Genomic DNA, 20,828 nt, shown 5'->3' with positions numbered 1-20,828 from the left:
AGGATTATTCAGTCCGCTTTCTTCGCCACGCTCACCATCGCGGGGCGCAGCAGGCGATCCTTGATCATGTAGCCGGCCTGCATCTCCACCAGGATCGTGCCCGGCTCCGCATCGGCAGACGGCACTTCCATCATCGCCTGATGCTTGTTGGGGTCGAGCGGCTGGCCGACCGATTCGATCTTGGAAATGCCGTTGCGACCAAAGATGCTGTCCAGTTCACGGCCAGTCGCTTCCAGACCGACGACCAGCCCTTTGACCTTATCATCTTCGCGCAGATCGACAGGAATCGCGGCCAGCGCGCGGGACAGATTGTCGGCGACCGATAGCATGTCGCGGGCAAAGGCCGTCGCGGCATAGGCGCGCGTATCGGCCAGTTCCTTTTCCAGCCGGCGACGCACATTCTGCGTGTCGGCATGGGCGTAGAGGATATCCTGTTTGGCGGTCGCAATCTCCGCCTCCAGCGCAGCGATCCGCTCGGCACTGGCGTCCGCCACGGGCGTATCCTCCTGGGGCAACTGATCCACGACTTCGGTATTTTCTACGTTCTGATTATCTTCGCTCATCTCATCAATCTCGACAGCGTTTGTGCGGTGAAATCCACCATGGGGATCACCCGTGCATAGTTCAAGCGCGTGGGGCCGATCACGCCGACCACGCCGACGACCCGGCCGTCCGCGCCACGGTAGGGCGCGGCTATGACCGAAGAACCCGACAGGGAAAAGAGCTTGTTTTCCGAGCCGATGAAGATTTTCGTCGCGCTGCCCGCCAGGGCGCTTTCCAGCAGGCGGGAAATTTCCTGTTTCCCCTCCAGTTGCTCCAGCAATTGCCGCACCCTTTCCAGGTCAGCAGCAGTGCCATCGTCGATCAGATGCGCCTGCCCCCGCACGATCAGCACGGGCCGGTCGTCCGCATCGTGCGACCAGATGGCGATGCCCCGTTCCACCAGTTCGCGCGCCGCGCCGTCAAGCAGGCCGCGTTCCGCCTCCATCTCGCGCGCCAGCATATCGCCCGCCTGCCGCAGGGTCATGCCCGCAAAGCGTGCCGACATGAAATTGGCCGCTTCATTGAGCATCGACGGCGTGACGCCGGGCGGCAGGTCGAGCACGCGGTTTTCGACCGACCCGTCCTGCCCCACCAGCACGGCCAGCGCCTGCCGATCGTTCAGCGGCACGAAGCCGAACTGGCGCAACACCGGTTCACGCCGGGGGACCATGACGATGCCAGCGCAGGCGGACAGGCCCGACAGCGCGGCGGTGGCCGCGGACAGCGCTTCTTCGATCGGGCCGTTTTCGGCCAGCCCCGCTTCGATCGCGCGCCGCTCCTCAATGGATGGTTCGGCCGCCTGCATCATGCCGTCGATGAACAGGCGCAGGCCCGTTTCGGTCGGCATCCGGCCTGCCGATGTGTGCGGCGCCGCGAGCAGACCCAGTTCTTCCAGATCCTGCATCACGTTGCGGATCGACGCGGCCGACAGGCTGAGCGTCGCCAGCTTGCTGATCGTGCGCGACGCCACGGGCAGGCCGGTGCCAAGATAGCTTTCCACCACGAGCCGGAATACGTCACGCGCGCGGTCGTTGAGTTCGGATATCGGCGTCGCTAGCGTCATGGCAGCAATGTAGGGTGGATTGCGAGCAGGCTCAACGTCTGCGTCTTGCAAAGAGGATCAACACGACTCCCACTACAGCCAGCAATGCGCCGCGCCAGATCCATGGCCTCTGATCGAGCATGAAGCTAGATTGCGGCCAGTGGATAAGGCTGGCCCCCTGCCCGACCCACAGCAGCCCCATCAATATGATGAGGACGCCCACAATCTGCAAAAGAACGCGCATCACACACTCCTATCGGGCGGGCTTGGGTTTGAGCATCGGTTCGACATCCAGCATTCTGGGAATCGCCGCGATGGTGGTGCGCAACCTGGCATAGCGTGCGTCCATGCAGCCGGACTGAAACTCCAGTCGTGTCGGTTTGCCGCTGTTGCCGGTCCATTCGATCACATAGCCGGGCATGTCGGTGGCGAAGCGGGTGCAGTTTTCGCCATTGCTGATCCGTCTGGCCGTGCCGCTGGGCGGGCGATAGGGCGCGAGCGCGGTGCGCAGACGGCGATATTGCACCATGGTAACGGCAAAGCGCGTCGGGCCGGGAACGGCGGTGAATTTCTCCGGTTCCAGCAGACCAGATCCGTCCGGCGTCACCCGCAGGCTGTAGGCCGGGCACGCGCCGAAACAGCGTCCTGCGGTAAAGCGGATCGTTTCGCCGGGCGCCTTGGGCGTTTCCAGCTGCGTGTCGCCACCGCCCACGCAGCCCGCCAGCAGCACCAGTCCCGCCATCATTGCATATCTTTTCATCGCCCCTCTTTAACGCCTTATTTCTTTCGCGACACTGGCAAGTCGCGTCATCGGACGTTAAGCGCCGTCAACTGAACGTTTCGGAGTAGAAAATTATGCGTCCTTCCGGCCGAGCGCCCGACCAGATGCGCGACATCATCATGGAACCTGGCTTCACCATCCATGCCGAGGGAAGCTGCCTTATCAGCTTCGGCGACACCCGCGTGCTCTGCACCGCGTCGGTGGAGGAAAAAGTGCCGCCGTTCCTGCGCGGCAAGGGGTCAGGCTGGGTCACGGCGGAATATGGCATGCTGCCCCGCGCGACCCATACCCGTGGCAGCCGCGAAGCAGCCAAAGGCAAGCAGTCGGGCCGCACGCAGGAAATCCAGCGCCTGATCGGACGCTCGCTGCGCACGGTCGTGGATATGAAGGCGCTGGGCGAACGGCAGATCGTCGTCGATTGCGACGTGATCCAGGCCGATGGCGGCACGCGCACGGCGGCGATTTCGGGAAGCTGGGTCGCGCTGCGCATCGCCATCGACAAGCTGATGGCGTCTGGCGCGCTGACCACCGACCCCATCATCCAGAAGGTCGCTGCGATCAGCTGCGGCATTTACAAGGGCACGCCGGTCCTCGACCTCGACTATGCCGAGGACAGCAATGCCGAAACCGACGCGAACCTGATCCTGACCGGCGACGGCAAATTCGCCGAAGTGCAGGCGACCGCCGAGGGCGCGGCCTATGACGAGGAAGAACTGCTCCGCCTGCTGCGCCTGGCGCGGATCGGCTGCGCGAAGATCTTTGCGGCGCAGGATGTCGCGACGGGGCGTTAATTTTCAATCGTCACCCCGGATCAAGTCCGGGATGACGAAGAGAATAAGGGTAAACTATGACCGACCAATTCGGACAGGAACAGGCAATCCGCAAGCTGACGCCCGGCAAGCTGGTCATTGCCAGCCATAATCCGGGCAAGGTGCGCGAAATCGCGGCATTGCTTGGCCCCTATGGCATAGAGCCTATCTCCGCCGCGTCGCTCGACCTGCCCGAGCCGGAGGAGACCGGTACGACCTTCATCGCCAACGCCGAACTGAAGGCGTTGCAGGCCGCCGACCTGTCCGGCCTGCCTGCGCTGGCCGACGATAGCGGACTGGCGGTCGAGGCGCTGGGCGGCGACCCCGGCCTGTTTTCCGCGCGCTGGGCAGGGCCGACCAAGGATTTCGGTCTGGCCATGCAAAAAGTGTGGGATGGCGTGATGGCCAAGGGACCGGACGTCGGCCATGACGCACATTTCGTCTGCGCGCTGGCGCTCGCCTGGCCCGATGGTCATGTCGAAGCGTTCGAGGGGCGAGTCGATGGCACGCTCGTCTGGCCGCCGCGCGGGGCCAATGGCTTTGGTTATGACGCGATGTTCATGCCGCTGGGCCACGACATCAGCTTCGGCGAAATGGACCCGGACGCCAAACATGCGATGAGCCACCGCGCGGACGCCTTCGCCAAGCTGGTCGCTGCGGTTTTCTGACAGCCATAGCCCGACCCGGCGAAAGGGTTTAGGGCTGAACATTGCCATGCATCTTGCTGCCCCCTTTCCCGCACCCGCCATTGCCGACGCACAAGCCCTGTATATCCACTGGCCCTTTTGCGTTTCCAAATGTCCCTATTGCGATTTTAACAGCCATGTCCGCGATAGCGTGGACGTGGCCGCGTGGCGCACGGCGCTGCTGGCCGACATGGCGCATGAAGCGAGCCTGACGACCGGTCGCCCCCTTTCCTCCATCTTCTTTGGCGGTGGCACCCCGTCGCTCATGCCGCCTGCCCTGGTGGCGGACCTGATCGCAGCGGCGCAGGCGCATTGGGGCTTTACCCCGGACATCGAAATCACGCTGGAGGCCAACCCCAATTCGGTCGAGGCCGCCCGCTTTGGCGATCTGGCGACGACCGGCATCAACCGCGTGTCGCTGGGTCTGCAAGCGCTGGACAATGAGGCGCTGCATTTTCTGGGTCGCGCGCATGACGTGGCCGAGGGGCTGGCCGCGCTCGACACGGCGCAGCGGCTGTTCGATCGGGTCAGCTTCGACCTGATCTATGCCCGCCCTGACCAGAGCGAAGCAGATTGGGAAGCGGAACTCGCCCGCGCGCTGGCGTTCGGCACCGGGCATCTCTCCCTCTATCAATTGACGATCGAGCCGGGCACGCGCTTTGCGACCCTGGTGGCGCAGGGCAGGATGACGCCCGCCGATCCCGATCATGGCGCGACGCTGTACGAACTGACTGCCGCGATGACCGGCGCGGCGGGCATCCCCGCCTATGAGATCAGCAATCATGCGCGGGTGGGCCAGGAAAGCCGCCACAACCTGACCTATTGGCGCTATGGCGATTATATGGGCGTGGGTCCGGGCGCGCATGGGCGACGCGGTGGCATGGCGACATTACGCCACAGGAAGCCGGAAAACTGGATGGGTGCGGTCGAGCGCAACGGCAACGGCCTTCAGAGCGAGGAAGTGCTGGTGGGCGATGACCGCGCACGCGAGGCGTTGCTGATGGGATTGCGGCTGGGCGAAGGCGTGGACCTTGCCCGGATCGCAACGATGTCAGGGATCGTGCAGGACCGGTTGGTAAACGACCGGGCGATCGACCAATTGACCGGCCTTGGCCTCGTCCGCCTGGATGGCGCGCGCTTGCAGGTCGCCCCGGCGGGCATGTTGCTGCTAGACGCTATCCTGCCAGAGTTGGTGGCGATTTAAGGGGCAATAGTGACGAGCCTAGGTCGGACGCGGCTCGCCTATTTCATAGATGCGCAAACGCCGGTCGCCGATGCCCAGATCCGGCCATGCTTTGCGCCATTCAGCAATATGATCCGAGGCGAAATGACGGTCCAGCACGGACTGATCCGTCCAGATTTCCTTTATGTGGATCAGGCCCGGTTCCAGCACGTCTTCGGCATAGCCATATTCGACGCAGCCCTCTTCCGCCCGGCTGGCTTCGACCATCCGTAGCATCAAGGGGCGCGCGGCGGTCAGATTGTTTGCCGGGAGAGATATCGTTCCAATGATAAGCAGCATAGGCTCTCCGTAGCACAACGACATGTTCGAAATAGATGCATCAATTTCCGTTTCAGACAAACAGCACGTCGTCCCCGCGATGCGGTGCCTGCAAGATGCATAAATGGCGGGATTCCGGCTTTCCGCATTGACGCAGTGCAGCATCGCACTTAACAGCCCGCGCTTCCAACATGCTATGCCCCATCAGGCGCAGCCGCTCAGCGCTGGAGGCGCCGCGTACCCATGACCATGACCTTCGCCGATCTCTCCCTGGCGCCCTTTTTGCTGCAGGCGCTGGCCGAGCAAGGCCATGTCAGCCCTACGCCGATTCAGGCTCAATCCATCCCGATGCTGCTGCAGGGGCGCGACATGCTCGGCATGGCGCAAACGGGCACTGGCAAGACTGCTGCCTTCGCATTGCCGCTGCTGCATCGCCTGTCGGAAAATATCCGGCCAGCGCCCAAGGGCGGCGCGCGCATTCTGGTCCTTGCCCCCACGCGCGAACTGGTTTCCCAGATCGCTGCTGGCTTCGAAACTTTCGGCGGGGATCTGCAACCGCGCGTGACGACGATCTTCGGCGGCGTCAGTCAGTTTCATCAGGTCAACGCGCTCAACGCTGGCGTCGACATCATCGTGGCGGCACCGGGACGCCTGCTGGATCTGATCGACCAGGGCCTGTGCGATCTTTCGCAGCTGGAGGCGCTGGTTCTGGATGAGGCCGACCAGATGCTCGACATGGGCTTTGCCAAGCCGATCGAGCGCATTGTCGCGACTTTGCCGAAGGATCGACATACAATGTTGTTTTCGGCAACGATGCCGAAATCCATTGCTACGCTGGCCGAAAGCCTGCTGCGCGATCCGGTCAAGGTGGAGATCGCGCCGCCTTCGACGACTGTCGATCGGATCGATCAGTCCGTCATGTTCCTCGATGCGAAGAACAAGAAGGCCGCGTTGCTGGCTTTACTGCAGACGCCGGAAATGGGCCAGGCCGTCGTCTTCACACTGCAGAAGAATATTGCCAACACGGTGTGCGCCTTCATCAGTGAAGCGGGCATTACGGCAGAAGCGCTGCACGGCAACAAGTCGCAGGGCCAGCGGGAGCGCGCTCTGGACGCCTTCCGCGCCGGGAGTGTGCAGGTTCTCGTCGCAACTGACATCGCGGCACGCGGCATCGATGTCGATACGGTGACACATGTGTTCAACCACGACCTGCCGAGCCTGCCGGAAAGCTATGTCCACCGGATCGGCCGCACCGGGCGTGCGGGGCGCAGCGGCTTTGCTGTTACGCTGTGCGATGCCGAACAACGTGCATGGCTGCATGATGTGGAGCGGGAAATCGGCCGTAGCCTGACTGTTCAGGCCGATCATCAATGGCATTGCGAAGTGGCGCGACACTCGACCATGCGTGCGCCCGTGCTGGGCGGCGGGCCGGCCAAGCAGGACAAGCCGCAGAAGGTGCGCGAGCGTAAGATATGGACCGAGGAAGAGAAACTCGCCGCGCGCATGGCGGCGAAGGCGGCCTGACGGCCTGCTGCATCGACACCGGGGCGAATTCAATCCATCTCGCTGCGCACTTCCTTGATGGAATCATCGAGTTCGCGAAGCGCTTCGGCTCTATCCCTGGCGGGTACAGACCAGTTGCGGGCCATGTTGACGCGCGCATTGAGCAGACCCTTTAGCGCAATCATCTGGGCGGAGCGCGCCGTGCGGTCGGCCTGCTGCGCGTCCACGTCGGCGCGGGCGGCTTCGCGAGCAGCCATGCGCGCGGCGCGATTGGCCTGGGCTTCGGCTTGCGCGGCGGCCCGTTCAGCAGCGCGCTCTATCGCCGCTGCGCAGACGCGCACGCGGATGGTGCGGCCGCCAGCGTCGCCAGCGGTTTCGCTGCGACTGACCTTATCCTGTCCCTCGCATCCGCTGCGGACATCGACGCGCGGCACCATGCGCGCGATCTCGGCCTGCGTTAGAATGCGATGGGCTTCGATGCGCCCGTCGGGATAGGCCACCGTACGGCGACCGTTTTCCGTGCGCACGACAGGTGACGCTGGCGGCGGCGCTACCGGGGCTACCGGCGCGATCATATCGGCGGCCGGCACGATCGGTGCAGCAGGCACGGTCACCGAATCGACAGGCCATAGGGATGCCGGTGCTTCAGGAGCGCCCGGAGCGGCGGCCATAGCGGATGGTTCGGGCAGGCTGGGCATGCTGGCGGCCGCAGGCTCCGCCACCAGATCAGTCAGCCGGGCGAAGTCAGCTACCTCGACCTTCTGCGTGATCGCCGCCATCTCCTGTGCAGCGCGACTGCCCGATGCGGTCAGCGCCAGGCCGGTGGCGGTGACGAGCGCCACGGCAGCCATGCCCCAGCTGATCCGGTGCAGAGAAATATCGTGATTCGAAAGCATTTTCAGCCTCCCCTTGAGCGTGGCAATACGAGTCAGATGGCAGGCGGCGGCGAACTGACGCCCACCTGCAGCCTTCAGGATGGCGCGGCCATAGACATGCGCCTGATCGCGGCCGTAAAGCGCCAGGACGCGCGCGTCGCAGGCCGTTTCCTGATCGGCGCGATAGGCGCGATAGGCGATCCAGGCGACCGGGTTGCACCAGTGGATCGCCAGCAGCAGCAGCGCGACCATGTTCGCCGCCAGATCATGATGGTCGTGATGCGCCTTTTCATGGGCGATCGCCATTTCCTGTTCCAGCGCGTCGTAGCGCAGTGCGAAATCCATAGGGAGCACCACATATGGCCGCATAATGCCGAAGGCGAGCGGGCCGCTGGCGTGCGGGCTGGTGATGATGTGGATGCGCCCCTGCTGCTCGATCGGCGTGACTCCGGTCAGGATGTGACGGCGAAAGCGGGTGTAGCCAATGGCGTGGATGGCGACGAAGATCGCAACCCCCAGCAGCCAGAGCGCGATAGCCGCTTCGAACCATGGGAAGGCTGCGGATGCACCAGGCTGGGGGGCGACGGCCAGCAGGTCGGGCAGTCCCGCCTGGTCCACTGCGACATGCAGCGGCGAAGGTTCGGCCAGATCCTGCGGCACGGCAGGCAGCAGCATGCGCGCGATCGGCAGCAGCCAGAGCCAATAGGCGGCACTCGCCCCCAGCCAGCGCGCCACCGGGCCGCGCAGCATCATGACCAGCGCCATCAGCAATGTCGTGGCGATCAGCGTTTCGGCGATCCAGACGCTCATGATTTCAGGCCTTTAAGGATCGCCTCCAGTTCGGCGATGTCATCGGCGGTCAGTTGGTCCTGCTGCGCCAGTTGCGCGACCAAAGGCGACACCCGCCCGCCGAACAGCCGGTTGACCAGTCGCCCGGATTCGCCCGCGACATAATCGTCCCGCGCGATCAAAGGCCGGTAGAGGAAACGGCGGCCGTCCTGATCGGCGGCAATGACATCTTTGGCCATCAGGCGCGACAGCAAAGTCTTGACCGTCTGCGCGCTCCAGTCGCGGGGCGCGGCGACGCGATCCGACACGTCGCTGGCGGTCATCGGCGCACGTTCCCACAGCGCCTCCATGACTACCAGTTCAGCTTCGCTGATCTTTTCATTGGGCTGCGTCACGCGACTGATTCTCCGAATAACTACAAATGTAGTCGCATCGATTACGGATGTAGTCAATGGAGATTTTTATCGGGAAACAGGCGCTATCTGTCGGGATTTCTGACAGGTCGCGATACCCGTTGGAGCGCATTAACCTTTGGATCAGGCAGAACCGCGCGGATGGAGGGAAGTGGCACGCCGATTGCACCTTGATCGCCGTAACCCACCGTTTAACTACCGGGGGATGCAGGCCGTCTCCGCCAGCGTCCCCCACCCGGTGGCTTTTCCTTCAAATCAATAAATAGGATGGCTCACCCATTCATATCCTCCCCTGCAAGGGGAGGTGAATGGCCGCAGGCCAGACGGAGGGGTGTCGACCTCTCGATAGAGGGATACCCCTCCACCACCTCGTGGTCCCCCTCCCCTTGCAGGAGAGGATCTGGATCGCACGAAAAAGGGCGGCCCGATGTGCCGGACCGCCCTTTTGGCATATCTCGGCAATCGCCGTACTCAGGCTGCGGGCGCGACACCCTGTTGCGTCATCAACTGCTGAAGCTCGCCCGCTTCATACATTTCCATCATGATGTCACTGCCGCCGACAAATTCGCCCTTCACATAAAGCTGGGGAATGGTCGGCCAGTCGGAAAAGGCCTTGATCCCCTGCCGAACATCCTGGTCCTGCAACACGTCGACCGTGTCGTAACCCACGCCCAGATGTTCCAATATGGCGATGGCGCGGCTGGAAAAGCCGCATTGGGGGAAGAGCGGCGTGCCCTTCATGAACAGCACAACGTCGTTGCTCTGGACGAGCTGCGCAAGTTTCTCATGCACGGCGTCGGTCATGATCGAAAAATCCATTCCTGTCTGGCGCGGCGCAGATTGGGCCGACGCATATTTTCATGATGCCGGTTAGTTGGGAACCGCCGTCGTCAGTTGCAAGGCATGAAGGACACCACCCATGCGTCCGCCCAGCGCCGCGTAGACCGCGCGCTGCTGCGCTATGCGGCTCATACCCCGAAAACTTTCGGCGACGACGCGCGCGGCATAATGGTCGCCGTCTCCGGCCAGATCGGTGATTTCGACCTGCGCATCGGGGATACCCGCGCGGATCATGTCGGCAATGTCATCGGCGGCCATCGGCATGTCGAATGCGCCTTATTGGGCTTCGATGAACATGCGGCGCGCAATCACGGCCTGTTCTTCCAGCGCAGCGCGCACGGCTGGTTCGTCGATATCGAGACCCGCCGACGTCATGTCGCCAACCAGCTTGCGGATGACATCCTCGTCGCCCGCTTCCTCAAAATCGGCCTGTACCACCGCTTTGGCATAGGCGTCGGTTTCTTCGGGAGTCAGGCCCATCTTCTGCGCGGCCCATTCGCCCAGCAGGCGGTTGCGTCGGGCCTGGATGCGAAACTGCATTTCCTGATCATGCGCGAACATATTTTCAAACGCCTGTTCGCGATCGTCGAAAGTGGTCATGCGTGTTTGGCCCCGCTGGAAACTGATAAGAGCTGACAGATAGGAAGTTCAGTCCGTTTACGCAACGGCAGGAACGACCCACGGGCGCTCCTGCGCCACGCGCGCTTCATACACGCCGATGCCATCCGCATCGCCCAGGGTCAGCCCGATCTCGTCGAGACCTCCCAGCAGGCAATGTTTGCGGAACGCATCGATCTCGAACGTGAAGCGATCCTGAAAGCGGGTCGTGACCGTCTGCTGTTCCAGATCGATATGAATGTCGTCGGGATGGCCGTCGATCCCCTGCGCCACCTGCATCAGCCGGTCGATCGCATCCTGCGGCAAAACCACGGTCAATATGCCGTTCTTGAACGCATTGCCCGAAAAAATGTCGGAAAAGCTGGGCGCGATCACGACCTTGATGCCCAGGTCGGCAATGGCCCAGGCGGCATGTTCCCGGCTGGACCCACAGCCGAAATTATCGCCCGCGATCAGGATCGGCGCACCAGCATATTGCGGATCGTCAAAGACGTTGCCCGGTTCCTTGCGTAACACTTCAAACGCGCCCTGACCAAGGCCGGTGCGCGAAATCGTCTTGAGCCAATGAGCGGGAATGACGATGTCGGTATCGACATTCTTCATGCCGAACGGATAGGCCCGCCCCTCGACCTGCGTCAGCCTGTCCATCAGCGCGCCTGCTTCACCGGCGCAGCAGGCAGATCTTCGGCGCGACCCAGCGTCGCGGCCATCGCCGCGCTGGCCAGTGCGCCCAGCGTCAACAGCCAGAAAATCTTCTTCATGCGCCCACTCCCTCTTGTTCTTTCAGCAGTTCGCGAACGTCGGTCAGTCGTCCGGTGATCGCGGCGGCGGCGGCCATGGCGGGCGACACCAGATGGGTGCGCGCGCCCGGACCCTGACGGCCCATGAAATTGCGGTTGCTGGTCGATGCGGCCCGCTCGCCCGACGGCACCTTGTCCGGATTCATGCCCAGGCACGCCGAGCAGCCCGGCTCGCGCCATTCGAACCCGGCGTCGATGAACACGCGGTCCAGCCCTTCGGCCTCCGCCTGCCGCTTGACCAGCCCCGATCCGGGCACGACCATCGCATGCTTGATGCCCTGCGCGATATGGCGACCTTTCAGCAGCGCGGCAGCGGCACGCAGATCCTCGATCCGGCTGTTGGTGCAACTGCCGATGAAGATATGTTCGACCGCCACGTCGGCCATCCGCTGCCCGGCGGACAGGCCCATATAGTCGAGCGATTTCTGCGCGGCGGCGCGCTTGGACGCGTCCTCGAAACTGTCGGGGTCGGGGACGACGCCGGTCACGGCCACCACGTCTTCGGGGCTGGTGCCCCAAGTCACGGTCGGCACGATGTCGGCGGCGTCGATGACGACCGTCTTGTCGAACTGCGCACCTTCGTCCGTGTGCAGCGTCTGCCACCAGGCGACGGCAGCATCCCACTCAGCGCCCCTGGGCGCCATCGGCCGTCCTTCCAGATAGGCGAAGGTCTTGTCATCGGGCGCGAACAGGCCGGACCGCGCGCCCGCCTCGATCGACATGTTGGCGACGGTCAGCCGCCCCTCGATCGACATGTCGCGGAATACCGACCCGCGATATTCCATGACATAGCCAGTGCCGCCCGCCGTGCCGATGTGGCCGCAGATCGCCAGCGCGACGTCCTTGGGCGTGACGCCGAAGCCCAGTTCGCCCTCGACCACGACTTCCATCGTCCTGGACTGTTTGAGCAGCAGCGTCTGGGTGGCCAGCACATGCTCGACCTCGGACGTGCCGATGCCGAAAGCCAGCGCCCCCAATGCGCCATGCGACGATGTATGGCTGTCCCCGCACACCAATGTCGTGCCCGGCAGGGTAAAGCCCTGTTCCGGCCCGACGACATGGACGATGCCCTGCTCCGCATCCGCGTCGCCGATATAGCGGATGCCAAAGGCCGGGGCGTTCGCCTCCAGCGCGGCGAGCTGCTGCGCGCTTTGCGGATCGGCGATGGGAATGCGGTTTCCCTGCGCGTCGCGGCGCGGCGTGGTGGGCAGGTTATGGTCCGGCACCGCCAGCGTCAGGTCAGGCCGCCGCACCGTGCGCCCGGCGAGCCGAAGCCCCTCGAACGCCTGTGGCGACGTCACCTCATGCACGAGATGACGGTCGATATAGATGAGGCAAGTGCCATCCGGGCGGCGCTCTACGACATGCGCGTCCCAGATCTTCTCATAGAGGGTGCGTGGCTTAACCATAAGGCCTAACCCCCTAGACCCGGAAGCACGCCGGGAAAAGGGGTTTCGCGCCCGATTTATGCGCTTTTATCCATAGGCCGGGCAAGAATGTTACAACCCTGCTCGTCGCGGCGAAGCGCGCTCATAGCGCGCGAAAATCCTCCACGATCCACCCTGCCGCCTTCATCTCCGCCTCATGACCATCCTCGCGCCAGGTCTCGGCCAGCGCGGCTGCTTCCCAGGTGCGCATCGCGGGCAGCGCCAGCATATGCTCCACCCAGCCGCGCGCCACCGGGCCGACGTCCAGCCCATAAGTGCGCACGCGAAAGGCGACGGGCGCATAGAAAGCGTCGATCGCGGTGAAATCCGGCCCTGCCAGAAAAGGCCCGCCGAACCGCTCCAGCCCTTCGCTCCACAATTCGGCCAGCCGCGCCAGATCGCGATTGAGCGCTGGCGAAGGCAGATGCGGCTCGACCCGAACGCCGACATTCATGGTGCAATCATTGCGCAACGTCGCAAAGCCGCTGTGCATTTCGGCGGTGGCGCATATGGCAAAGGCCCGCCCGGCTTCATCGCCCGGCCAGACGCCTGAATGGCGTTCGGCCAGATACAGGACGATACCCAGCGAATCCCAGACCGTGCGATCGCCGTCGATCAGCGCAGGCACCTGCCCCGTCGGCGAAAAGGCGCGAAAATCGGTGTAGTTGACTGGCTGCGCGAACGGTTCGATCCTGTCGATGAAGGGGATGCCCAGCACGGTCATCAACAGCCAGGGGCGCAGCGACCAGCTGGAATAATTCCGGTTCGCGGTGACGAGCGTGTAGGACATGGGTTCCCCTTTCCCGGCCCGCTTATCCTATCGGGATGGAGCGATATAGACCCAAGTTTGGCCCACAGGGCTAGCCAAGTGGCTGTCGGGGCGGCACAAAGGGGCATCTTGGACGGTAGTAAAACGCCATCCCTTTCCCCGACGAACGGAGTTTTCCAGCCGTGAACCGACGCCAGTTCCTTGCCACCAGCGGCGCGAGCGCCCTGACCGCGACCGCCATCCCCTCCGCGCTGGCCCAGACCGGCAGCGGCGACGCGCGGTTACGTGCGATGCTCGATGGTTTTTTCTACGAACGGCTGGACGATTCGCCTGAGCAGGCGACCCGGCTCGGCCTCGACACCGGCAAGCGCGCGGCGTTGCGCGGCAAGTTGTCCGACACGTCCGCTGCCGGAGTCGCCCGCGATGTGGCCCGGACCAAGGCGCAGGCGCGCCAGCTTGCCGGCATCGACCGCAAGACGCTCACCCCCGCCAGCCAGCTCGACTATGACGTCGTCTCCTATCAGCTCGATCGCGGGATCGGCGGCGAGAAGTTTGGCTATGGCGAAACGGCGGGCCGCTATGCGCCCTATATATTGAGCCAGTTGACCGGCAGCTATCGCGAACTGCCCGACTTCCTCGATTCGCAGCATCGGGTAAAGGACGCCGCTGACGCCGACGCCTATCTCTCGCGCCTCGAAGCGTTCCCCGCCGCGCTGGACGGCGAAACGGCCCGGCAAAAGGCCGATGCGGCCAAGGGCGTGTTCGCGCCCGACTATATCCTCGACACGACGATGAAGATGCAGGCGTCGTTGCGCGACCAGACGCCTGCGCAGACCGTGCTGGTCGCCTCCTTCGTCAGGAAGCTGGCCGAAGCGGGCCTGCCCCCTGCCCGCGCCGTGCAGGCGGAAAAGATCGTGGCGGACACGATCTTCCCTGCAATCGATCGCCAGCGCGCGCTGGTCGCGGATTTGCGGGCAAAGGCGTCGCATGACGCAGGCGTATGGCGTCTGCCCGATGGCGAGGCTTTCTACGCCGCCGCCGCAGAAGCGGCGACCACGACGGCGATGACCGGCGACGAAATCCATCGCCTCGGCCTGGATCAGGTGACGGAGATCAGCGGGCGGATCGACGCGATCCTGAAGGGCGAAGGGATGAGCCAAGGGACGGTCGGCGACCGGCTGGTGGCGCTCAACAAGCGCCCGGACCAGCTGTTCCCCAACACCGATCCGGGGCGCGAACAGCTCCTTGCGCAACTCAACAATCAGATCATCGCCATGCAGGCGCGGCTGGGCGAATCGTTCAACACCGTGCCAAAGGCACCGGTCGAAGTCCGCCGCGTGCCGGTGACGATTCAGGCAGGCGCGCCGGGTGGCTATTATCAGAACGCATCGCTCGACGGATCGCGGCCGGCCATCTACTTCATCAACCTGCGCGACACGTTCGACCGGCCCAAATTCGGCCTTGCGACGCTGACCCATCATGAAGCGGTGCCGGGCCATCATCTGCAAGTATCGGTCGCGCTGGAATCCGATTCCATCCCGATGATCCGGCGGCGCGGATTTTACAGCGGCTATAGCGAAGGCTGGGCGCTCTATGCCGAACAGCTGGCCGATGAAATGGGCATGTATAAGGGCGATCCGCTGGGTCAGGTCGGCTATCTCCAGTCGCTCCTCTTCCGCGCCACGCGGCTGGTCGTGGACAGCGGGATGCACGCCAAACGCTGGAGCCGGGAGAAGGCGACCGATTATCTGATCGCCACCACCGGCATCGCCCGTGGCCGCAGCCAGGGCGAGATCGACCGCTACACCGTCTGGCCGGGTCAGGCGTGCAGCTACAAGATCGGTCATACCGTATGGAACGAACTGCGCGAGGAAGTGAAGCGCAAGCAGGGCCAGCAGTTCGACCTGAAGGCATTCCACGACGTGCTGACGGTAGGCGCGATGCCGCTCGACATATTGAAGCAGACTGTGCGGCGAAGGGCTGGGATCGCGTGATCCCTAAGCCCCCTCATTGATTCGGGGAGGATGAGCGGAAGCGAGCGACGGCAGTTATCCAGGAGCGCCGAAAATCAACGGATTGAGCGGTCATTCACGAATGACCGCCAGGCTGCCTTTCGGTCTTCGCGTCGTTCCTTCCCTCGTCGCTTTAGCGATCTCATCAAGAGCCACATAAAAATGGGAGCGAGAAGACACCCGATGGTTAAAACCACTGCGGCAGGTAGAGGAAAAAATATGCGAACAGCCGTCGCCGCAATGAAAAACCCGGCAACGATATAGTCTTCCTTGGACGACCGCTCCCCACCCAAAGGCCACCATCCCCTACCCAGCGTCGCGCGCCATCTCCAACGGTCGCGCCGCATAGCGGGCGAGATAATCCTCCTCCCCCGTCGGCATGGCCAGATGATATCCCTGGAACAGGGTGCAGCCGATGACGCGCAGCATGTCCATCTGTGCCTGCGTCTCGATCCCTTCGACGACGACTTCCATGCCCAGCCCCTGGATCAGGCCGACAACGGCGGAACAGATGGTGCGGGCTTCGGCTGATGTGGCAATGTCGCGGACCAGAGAGCGGTCGATCTTGACCCGGTCTACGGGTAGTTCCTTCAGCCGCGACAGGTTGGAATAGCCGGTGCCGAAATCGTCGATGGCGACGCATACGCCGTCGCGGCGCAGGGCGGCGAGTTGATCCAGCACGCGCGGCTCCATTCCCATCGCCAGCGATTCGGTGATTTCCAGCTCCAGCATCGCGGGCGGCGCGTCATGGGTGTCGATCGCGTGGCGCAGGCGCAGGAAGAAGTCCGCCTGCGCCAGTTCACGGCTGGAAATGTTGATCGCGATCCGCTGGCCCACGCCATCGCGCGCCCAGCGGGCCGCCGTCTGGCACACGCGGTCCATGACCCAGTCGCCCAGCGCGACGATGACGCCGCTTTCTTCCGCCACCGGCACGAATCCGCCCGGCATGATGAGATTGCGTTCGGGATGCGCCCAGCGGACCAGCGCTTCGGCGGTCACGGCCCGGCCAGTGCCGATGTCGATCTGCGGCTGAAACTCCAGCAGAAATTCGTCGCGCTGCAGGCCCAGCAGCAGATCACGCTCCAGCTCCTCGCGGTCGGCGGCCTGCAGCGCGAGTTCGGCGGTGTACATTTCCGTCCGACCACGCCCTTCATGCTTGGCATGATACATGGCGACGTCCGCCGCGCGCAGCAGAGTGGACAGGGTTTCGCCATGATCGGGGTAGCAGGCGATGCCGATCGACGCGCCCAGATCGACATGCTGGCTGCCAAGGTCGAACCGCTCGCCCAGCGCGAACTGAATGGCGCGGGCGATGCGCGCCGCTGCGTTGTGACCGGACAATATGGGGAAGAACATCGTAAATTCGTCGCCCGCCAGACGACCGATGACGGCATCGCCAGCACCATCGCTGACCTGTGTCATCACGACCTCGCGCAGGCGCCCGGCGACACGGGCGAGCAACTGGTCGCCAGCCGCATGGCCCAGCGTGTCGTTTACGCCCTTGAATCCGTCGAGATCTATGAAGAACAGCGCGGCCATCCCGCCGTCCTGCCGTTCGGCAAGCAGCCGTTCGACCTGCCGGTAAAAGCTAGTGCGGTTGGCAAGGCCGGTGACCTGATCGAACAGGGCCAGCGTCTGCACATGGTCCAGATTGGTGCGTACCTGGCTGAACAGGCTGTGCATCGCGACTGACAGGTCTGGCAATTCCACGCCGATTTCCGCAGGCACGCGCGATTGCAGGTCGCCATGGGCGGCGGCAAGCAATCTTTCGGTCGCCGCGTCGAGCGCCGTGGCCGTAGCGGCCATGGATCGGACGGTGGAGGCCCAGCTCATCGTGCCGCACAGGATGGCGATGATGAGCGAGCGGCCGATGCGCAACAGATCGTCCTCATGCCCGCCTGCTGTGTAGCCAAGGATCAGCGAGAGGATGAAGACAAGTGCGCCCGCAGCGCAGGCAAAGGCAGCAGCGCGGCTTTTCAACGTCACCCCCTGCATATGCCCCCTATACCCTGCCTCATGCCCCACGATCCGGGGCCGTCAATCGCGGGAATATGCGGGATCAGTAGTTAAAAAAGCATCTGCGAACCGGGCGACTGACGCTATTTTTTGCGGCGCAATATCAGATAGAGCGCCCCGTCACCGCCATGACGCGGGTGAGCGACCCGGACGCTGGCGATACGATCGGCATGGGCGCTGGTTTCGAGCCAGTGGCCGATCTCGCCCCGGATCGCGCCGCGTTTGCCCTGCGCCGCTGCCCCCGTTGCCTTGGGTGGCTTGCCCGTCACGACCAGCAGCACGCGTGCATCGCGCAGGAAGGCGTCGGCAATCGCCTGATTGAGCCGGGCATGCGCCGCCGACAGCGTATGGCCATGCAGGTCGATGCTCATGTCCGGCACCATCGCGCCGTTGCGGATACGCCGTTCCCATGCGGTATCCAGCACGGCGACGGGCGTGCGCACCGGCGGCGGTGGAGGAGGTGGCGGGATTTGCTTCGTCCGTTTCGCCGACTTTGGTTTCGGATGTGGCGGAAAAGGCGCGATTGGCGGCGGCGCGACGACCGGAACGGGCGCAGGTGGCGGCGCGCGGCGGATCGGGCGGACCGTGCGGGCCAGCGCGGTCCACAGCGCCTGTTCATCGGGGGAAAGCCGCCGCCGCGTCATCGCGGCGGTCAGGGTCGGGACAGGCGGGCGGCCGATCCGATCGGCAACAGGATCAGCGCGCTGCCGCGTCCCGACATGCCGCCAGCAATGCTGCGCGCCCGTTCGCCCGCGCCCCAGAAGCTGTCGAACCGGTTCGCCCCCTTGATCGCGCCGCCGGTATCCTGCGCGATCCATATGCCATTGGGTTCGGATCGGTCGAGCGAGAGCAGCACTGGCGCGCCCAGCGGTATGAATTTGGGATCGGCGGCGACGGTCCCTTCGGCTGTGACCGGCACGCCCAAAGCGCCGATCGGCCCTGCGCCGGTCAGTTCGCGAAAGAAGACGAAGCTGCGATTTTCGTTCATGATCGCCGCGCCCTCGACCGGATGGGCGCGCAGATATTGCATGATATCCTGCATCGACCCAGCCTGAATCAGCCCGCGATCCTTCATCAGCTTGCCGATGCCGGTATAATCGCGCCCGTTCTGGCCATCATAACCGATGCGCATGACGCTGCCATCGGGCAGGTTCAGGCGACCGCTGCCCTGCACCTGAAGAAAGAAAAATTCGATCGGATCGGCGGCCCAGGCCAGTTCCAGCCCGCGCCCGTCGAGTGATCCCGCGACGATCTGACTGCGTTCGTCATAGGGTATGAACTTCGCGCCCTGCACCTTGCCCCGGATGGAGCGGCCTTTCAGGCTGTCGCTGAACTGGCCGAGATCGACGTCGATCAGGTCGGTGGGGCGACGATAAATGGGGACGTCGTAACCGGGCTGACGCGTGCGTGCGCCTTTGATTTCCGGCTCATAATAGCCGGTGACGAACGCCTTGCCATCGCCCACCTGCACCGCTTCGAAATAGCGGGAGAAAAATTCACTGGCGGATGCTTCGGGCCAACTGGACGCGGCGGCGCAGGCATTGTTCCAGTCCGCCCCGCGCGTCAGGCCGCTCTGGTCGGTGCGGCGCATCAAAGTGGGGCAGGAAATGCGAAAGGCGGTCAGCGCAAGACGCGACCGTTCGCCCGACGGGATCAGGCTGCCGATGTCGGGACCACGGGTAACGCCAACGCCAGCGGCAGTCGTAACGTCGATCGTCGCGTCGGTTGGAGCGGTGACGGGCAGCGAGGGGCGCGGCGTGGAAGGAACCGGCTGCCTGGCCACTTCTATCGCAGGGGTGCGGGGCCGGGTCGTGGCGGGGCCGCCTGCCGATGGCGGGATCATGCCACCGGCGCAGGCCGACAACAGCAGCGCCGACAACAGGCAAAGCCCCGACGTGCGCAAACGAAAACGCGGCATCACGCCCCGGCTCACGCTTCGTCGGTTTCGCTCAATTTCCAGTTGGGATCGGCGCTGCGCAGGTCGCGGGTAAAGGTCCACACATCATTGGTGCCTACCGCATCGGTCATCGAACCGGCAATGACGTTGCCGTCCTTGTCGCGCGTGATAGCGGCAATATCAGCCTCGAACCGCAATGCGATTTCGGCAATACGGCCGTTAAGCGACGCTTCGACGATCTGCGCCTTTTCGATGCGGACCAGACGGTTGTCGAGGACGTGGCCGTCGGCTTCGCGCGCAGCGATCGATTCTTCGAAGGATGCGCGCACATCATCGTCGCACAGCCAGCCCAGTTCCTCACGATCGCCGCGCCAGAAGGCTTCCAGCACCATGCGATAGGCGCTCTTGGCACCATCGATGAACTGCGGCACGTCGAAGCTGCGGTCGGCGGCGATCAGAGCGCGCACGCCCATTTCCGCACCCGGCGCGATCATCCCTTCGGCCAGACGAACCGAATCGCCCGGCGCATCGGTCGTACCGCGCGGTTGCAGGACCGTGGCCCTCGCGCGGTCGTCGGAAGGACGCGGGACGGCAGGCTCCTGCTCATGGCCGGTGCGCTTTCCCAGCACGGAGTAAAGCCGCAACGCAAGGAAGCCGGCAATCATGGCGAGGATGACGATCACATACACGGAAGGCTATACCCTTTGTCGGGGGACAATGTTCCGCACAACATAGGCATGTTTGCGCGTAACTTCAAATAGGCGGCGTATTCATGAAGGCAATCCCGTGCCATTGCCCTGCCCTGTCGCCCCTGCTAAGCGCGCGGGTCATCATATTCCGGGGGCGTACAGCGCCCAGGCAACAAGCGACTTGAAGGACTTGTATCATGGCCGATGAAGGCGACAACAGCTACACCATCAACACTCCTGGCAACGGCCAGCTCAACGGCGCCGACACCGGACCGCAGATCGCGCTGATCAGCCAGTATGTGAAGGATCTGTCGTTCGAAAATCCGAACGCGCCGGCCTGCTATCAGTGGCCCGACCAGCCGCAGATCGACGTGCAGTTCAACATCGGCGCGGATCGCGTTGGCGAAGAAGTGCTGGAAGTCACGCTCAAGATCGACGTGAAGGCCATTGCGCCCGAAGGCACTGCCTTTGCCGTCGACCTGCTCTATGCCGCACTATTTGGTATGCGCAACGTGCCGGAAGATCAGGTCCAGCCCTTCATGCTGGCCGAAGCCCCGCGCCTCATCTTCCCCTTCGCCCGCCGCGTGCTGGCCGACGCGATCCGCGACGGCGGCTTCCCACCGCTGCTGCTCGACCCGATCGATTTCGGCGCGCTGTACCTGCAACAGGCACAGGCAATGGAACAGACCGCAGGCGAACCGGCCGGTCACGCCTGAGCTATCTATACATCCGTTCGTGCTGAGTAGGGACTGAGCTTGTCGAAGGCCCATATCGAAGTATTCACTTTGCTATCCTTCGATGCGCCACTTCGACTTCGC

At 63.8% G+C, this 20,828-nt stretch carries 23 protein-coding genes; 6 read left to right on the top strand and 17 right to left on the bottom strand.

The window, feature by feature from the left end; all coding sequences use genetic code 11:
- Positions 1–8: 8 nt before the first annotated feature.
- Genes grpE through WA070_RS17950 form a run of 4 tightly spaced genes read right to left on the bottom strand, consistent with a single transcriptional unit; the run spans position 9 to position 2,345 of the window.
- Positions 9–563, bottom strand: coding sequence for a nucleotide exchange factor GrpE (grpE, locus tag WA070_RS17965; RefSeq protein ID WP_422635270.1), 555 nt, complete (start codon positions 561–563; stop codon positions 9–11).
- A complete protein-coding gene (gene hrcA / locus WA070_RS17960) occupies positions 560–1,606 on the bottom strand; it encodes a heat-inducible transcriptional repressor HrcA (protein WP_422635269.1) in 1,047 nt (348 codons plus the stop codon). The genes grpE and hrcA overlap by 4 nt, the downstream gene beginning before the upstream one ends.
- Positions 1,607–1,637: 31 nt before the next feature.
- Positions 1,638–1,829, bottom strand: coding sequence for a hypothetical protein (locus WA070_RS17955; RefSeq protein WP_422635268.1), 192 nt, complete (start codon positions 1,827–1,829; stop codon positions 1,638–1,640).
- Positions 1,830–1,838: 9 nt separating this feature from the next.
- The gene (locus WA070_RS17950; protein ID WP_422635267.1) at positions 1,839–2,345 is read right to left on the bottom strand and encodes a DUF6438 domain-containing protein; all 507 of its coding nucleotides are present in this window, start codon (positions 2,343–2,345) and stop codon (positions 1,839–1,841) included.
- Positions 2,346–2,440: 95 nt separating this feature from the next.
- Between WA070_RS17950 and rph the strand changes: the two genes are divergently transcribed.
- Genes rph through hemW form a run of 3 tightly spaced genes read left to right on the top strand, consistent with a single transcriptional unit; the run spans position 2,441 to position 5,065 of the window.
- Positions 2,441–3,157, top strand: coding sequence for a ribonuclease PH (gene rph / locus WA070_RS17945; RefSeq protein ID WP_422635266.1), 717 nt, complete (start codon positions 2,441–2,443; stop codon positions 3,155–3,157).
- 56 nt (positions 3,158–3,213) lie between these two features.
- Complete coding sequence (gene rdgB / locus WA070_RS17940; RefSeq protein WP_422635265.1) at positions 3,214–3,843, top strand: RdgB/HAM1 family non-canonical purine NTP pyrophosphatase; 630 nt, start codon at positions 3,214–3,216, stop codon at positions 3,841–3,843.
- 46 nt (positions 3,844–3,889) lie between these two features.
- Positions 3,890–5,065 (top strand): radical SAM family heme chaperone HemW, encoded by a 1,176-nt coding sequence (gene hemW / locus WA070_RS17935; protein ID WP_422635264.1) that lies wholly within the window; start codon positions 3,890–3,892, stop codon positions 5,063–5,065.
- Positions 5,066–5,083: 18 nt separating this feature from the next.
- Here hemW and WA070_RS17930 read toward each other — a convergent pair whose 3' ends face one another.
- Positions 5,084–5,383: a putative quinol monooxygenase gene (locus WA070_RS17930; RefSeq protein WP_422635263.1), complete on the bottom strand. Its 300-nt coding sequence runs from the start codon at positions 5,381–5,383 to the stop codon at positions 5,084–5,086.
- A 222-nt stretch (positions 5,384–5,605) separates the two neighbouring features.
- Here WA070_RS17930 and WA070_RS17925 point away from each other — a divergent pair, with 222 nt between their 5' ends.
- Positions 5,606–6,886, top strand: a complete 1,281-nt coding sequence (locus tag WA070_RS17925; RefSeq protein WP_422635262.1) for a DEAD/DEAH box helicase — start codon at positions 5,606–5,608, stop codon at positions 6,884–6,886.
- Between the two features lie 29 nt (positions 6,887–6,915).
- Here WA070_RS17925 and WA070_RS17920 read toward each other — a convergent pair whose 3' ends face one another.
- From WA070_RS17920 to WA070_RS17885, 8 genes are all read right to left on the bottom strand, one after another.
- Positions 6,916–8,550 carry a M56 family metallopeptidase gene (locus tag WA070_RS17920; RefSeq protein ID WP_422635261.1) on the bottom strand — a complete coding sequence of 545 codons (1,635 nt, stop codon included), beginning with the start codon at positions 8,548–8,550 and terminating at the stop codon, positions 6,916–6,918.
- The gene (locus WA070_RS17915) at positions 8,547–8,924 is read right to left on the bottom strand and encodes a BlaI/MecI/CopY family transcriptional regulator (protein ID WP_422635260.1); all 378 of its coding nucleotides are present in this window, start codon (positions 8,922–8,924) and stop codon (positions 8,547–8,549) included. Before WA070_RS17915 ends, WA070_RS17920 begins: the two co-directional genes overlap by 4 nt.
- Positions 8,925–9,413: 489 nt before the next feature.
- Positions 9,414–9,746: a Grx4 family monothiol glutaredoxin gene (grxD, locus tag WA070_RS17910; RefSeq protein WP_422635259.1), complete on the bottom strand. Its 333-nt coding sequence runs from the start codon at positions 9,744–9,746 to the stop codon at positions 9,414–9,416.
- A gap of 66 nt (positions 9,747–9,812) precedes the next feature.
- A complete protein-coding gene (locus WA070_RS17905) occupies positions 9,813–10,046 on the bottom strand; it encodes a BolA/IbaG family iron-sulfur metabolism protein (protein ID WP_422635258.1) in 234 nt (77 codons plus the stop codon).
- 12 nt (positions 10,047–10,058) lie between these two features.
- Complete coding sequence (locus tag WA070_RS17900; RefSeq protein ID WP_422635257.1) at positions 10,059–10,382, bottom strand: DUF1476 domain-containing protein; 324 nt, start codon at positions 10,380–10,382, stop codon at positions 10,059–10,061.
- Positions 10,383–10,439: 57 nt separating this feature from the next.
- On the bottom strand, positions 10,440–11,048 hold the full coding sequence (gene leuD, locus WA070_RS17895) for a 3-isopropylmalate dehydratase small subunit (protein WP_422635256.1): 609 nt from the start codon (positions 11,046–11,048) through the stop codon (positions 10,440–10,442).
- Positions 11,049–11,157: 109 nt separating this feature from the next.
- Complete coding sequence (gene leuC, locus WA070_RS17890) at positions 11,158–12,609, bottom strand: 3-isopropylmalate dehydratase large subunit (RefSeq protein WP_422635255.1); 1,452 nt, start codon at positions 12,607–12,609, stop codon at positions 11,158–11,160.
- 121 nt (positions 12,610–12,730) lie between these two features.
- Positions 12,731–13,417, bottom strand: coding sequence for a glutathione S-transferase family protein (locus WA070_RS17885; protein ID WP_422635254.1), 687 nt, complete (start codon positions 13,415–13,417; stop codon positions 12,731–12,733).
- A gap of 161 nt (positions 13,418–13,578) precedes the next feature.
- On the opposite strand from WA070_RS17885, the gene WA070_RS17880 reads away from it, so the two are divergent.
- On the top strand, positions 13,579–15,390 hold the full coding sequence (locus tag WA070_RS17880) for a DUF885 domain-containing protein (RefSeq protein ID WP_422635253.1): 1,812 nt from the start codon (positions 13,579–13,581) through the stop codon (positions 15,388–15,390).
- Positions 15,391–15,714: 324 nt separating this feature from the next.
- Here the strand turns inward: WA070_RS17880 and WA070_RS17875 are convergent, their stop codons facing one another.
- The 4 genes from WA070_RS17875 to WA070_RS17860 form a co-directional block, all read right to left on the bottom strand.
- Positions 15,715–17,403 carry a putative bifunctional diguanylate cyclase/phosphodiesterase gene (locus tag WA070_RS17875; RefSeq protein WP_422635252.1) on the bottom strand — a complete coding sequence of 563 codons (1,689 nt, stop codon included), beginning with the start codon at positions 17,401–17,403 and terminating at the stop codon, positions 15,715–15,717.
- Positions 17,404–17,507: 104 nt separating this feature from the next.
- The gene (locus WA070_RS17870) at positions 17,508–18,068 is read right to left on the bottom strand and encodes a Smr/MutS family protein (RefSeq protein WP_422635251.1); all 561 of its coding nucleotides are present in this window, start codon (positions 18,066–18,068) and stop codon (positions 17,508–17,510) included.
- An 8-nt stretch (positions 18,069–18,076) separates the two neighbouring features.
- A complete protein-coding gene (locus tag WA070_RS17865) occupies positions 18,077–19,342 on the bottom strand; it encodes a murein transglycosylase A (RefSeq protein ID WP_422635250.1) in 1,266 nt (421 codons plus the stop codon).
- A gap of 11 nt (positions 19,343–19,353) precedes the next feature.
- A complete protein-coding gene (locus WA070_RS17860; protein WP_422635249.1) occupies positions 19,354–20,010 on the bottom strand; it encodes a Tim44/TimA family putative adaptor protein in 657 nt (218 codons plus the stop codon).
- A gap of 197 nt (positions 20,011–20,207) precedes the next feature.
- Between WA070_RS17860 and secB the strand changes: the two genes are divergently transcribed.
- Positions 20,208–20,726 (top strand): protein-export chaperone SecB, encoded by a 519-nt coding sequence (gene secB / locus WA070_RS17855; RefSeq protein WP_422635248.1) that lies wholly within the window; start codon positions 20,208–20,210, stop codon positions 20,724–20,726.
- Positions 20,727–20,828: the final 102 nt, after the last annotated feature.

The sequence above is a fragment of the Sphingobium sp. genome (assembly GCF_049304695.1).
Classification (GTDB): domain Bacteria; phylum Pseudomonadota; class Alphaproteobacteria; order Sphingomonadales; family Sphingomonadaceae; genus Sphingobium.
The sequence above is the reverse complement of the archived record's forward strand: the minus strand, read 5'-3'. Positions and strand labels throughout refer to the sequence as shown.